Annotated in this window: 1 protein-coding gene; it reads right to left on the bottom strand. The window is 40.6% G+C overall.

Annotation, left to right across the window (positions count from 1 at the left end; all coding sequences use genetic code 11):
• Positions 1 to 405: 405 nt before the first annotated feature.
• Positions 406 to 1699 (bottom strand): IS4 family transposase (locus H1P_RS33145; protein ID WP_222427368.1); only part of this gene is annotated, 1294 nt, incomplete at its 5' end.

The raw sequence follows: 1699 nt of genomic DNA, 5'->3' as shown, positions 1-1699 counted from the left end.
GGGACAACCCTTGGGACAACCCTTGGGACAACCCTTGGGACAACCATAGAAGCCAAGCCAGGTCTGGGTTGGGACAACCTGGACAACTATCAGAGGATTCATTTAAAAGAAAATTATTTGACACCTCAAAGAGTTATGTGACAATTCCGTAATTGTCACATAAAGGTGAGAGGTTATGCAAGGTTTTCCTCTTGTTTAGAAAAAGGTTGTCCCAGTTGTCCCTATCCATATCTAGTAAGGGTTTGGCGGTTGTCCCCCAGGTTGTCCCCCAGGTTGTCCTGTGGGTTGTCCCCTCTTTTTAGAAGCTCAAATTCTATCATCTGTGTTGATTTTTGAAAAATAATATTTCTCACTTTTCTGTTAGTCAATGGTCATTGGTGACAAGTTAAGCCTAAAAGCTATTTGTCAAGAGGGAAAAGGAGATAAGTCAAGGGGTGGTTTACCTCGTTTTGGACGAGTGGATTTGACTATGCCTAAGTCTCGATTTTTAGGGTCAGTTAAATAGGCAATAATGTCAGTGGCAAAACCTTGATTTAAGGCTTGGGTAAAGTGATAAATGCCACGAAAAACCATTTCCACAGAAATGGAATTCATAGGTAGGGTTAACTCGTCGGCAACTTCATCAGATAAATCGATGAGAACAGCATATAAAAGCCATGTAGCCCAAAGCTGAAGTTTAATACCATTAATCGAACCAGTCCAAAGATAACTCAAGCCCAACAAGCGTTTGAGTAGAAGAAAGCTGTCTTCGATGCGCCAACGACGGGAGTAAAGCTCGGCTACCACATAGGGAGGTAGAACTTCAGGCTTCAAGACTGAAGTTAAGTACCGATACCAAGATGAACCGTGACGAATTTCAACTAAACGCAGATCGAGAATCGGATTGCCCTGATAACCAGTCCCTAGTTGAATTAAGGTATCTCGATGAGTAGAAGATTGACTCAAAATCAAAATTGATTGATACTGGGCGTTGGTTTTAAGTCTGGTAACAAAATCTGATTGGGCTAAAATCAGTTGCTCAAATAAGTTATAGTTCCAAAATCCGCGATCAAGCAGTAATAATGTTTTTGGCGTAATTAGTTCTAATAATTGAGGCAAGAAATTGCTTTCATGAGCGTACGGACGTTCGTTAAACCAAGTTTGAACTGGATAACGAGTCTTCAGGTCTACAATCGCGCAAATTCTCCCCCCTAATTTACCTAATTTTGAAGTCTCAAGACTTTTGAGCTTCCGAAATATTGCCTCTAATGTCGAAGCATCGACAATCCACAATTGTTTAAAGTATCTCTCGGCATAAGCCACACTTAGAGGAAGAGGACGCTGTTGTCTTTGATGCCATCTTTGGTTGAGTAGAACTAATAAATCATTCAAAACGCGCTCGAACATAGAAGCGGGAAAAGTCAAAAGCCTTTGAGATAATGCTTGTTGAGAAACTTTAGTTGCTTTTGCCCACAGTAAATCTTCTCTGGCTAACATTCGATTTAATTCTCTGGTTGATGGCACTTGTCGCCAAACAAGAGTCAATACTGCTGCCAGCATTAATGGCAAACTCAAAATTCTAGCTCGCATTCCTAAAGAGCGATAGTACGCTAACTGCTGATAGACACAAGGTTTAACCAAATCATCTAGCTGTTGAGAAATTACCTTGTTATCTACATTGGGATGAGTTCTATTGCGAGCATGATCTCTAATACTTTTT

This window comes from Hyella patelloides LEGE 07179 (assembly GCF_900659865.1).
Lineage (GTDB): Bacteria > Cyanobacteriota > Cyanobacteriia > Cyanobacteriales > Xenococcaceae > Hyella > Hyella patelloides.
This window is presented reverse-complemented; position numbering and strand designations above follow the sequence as displayed.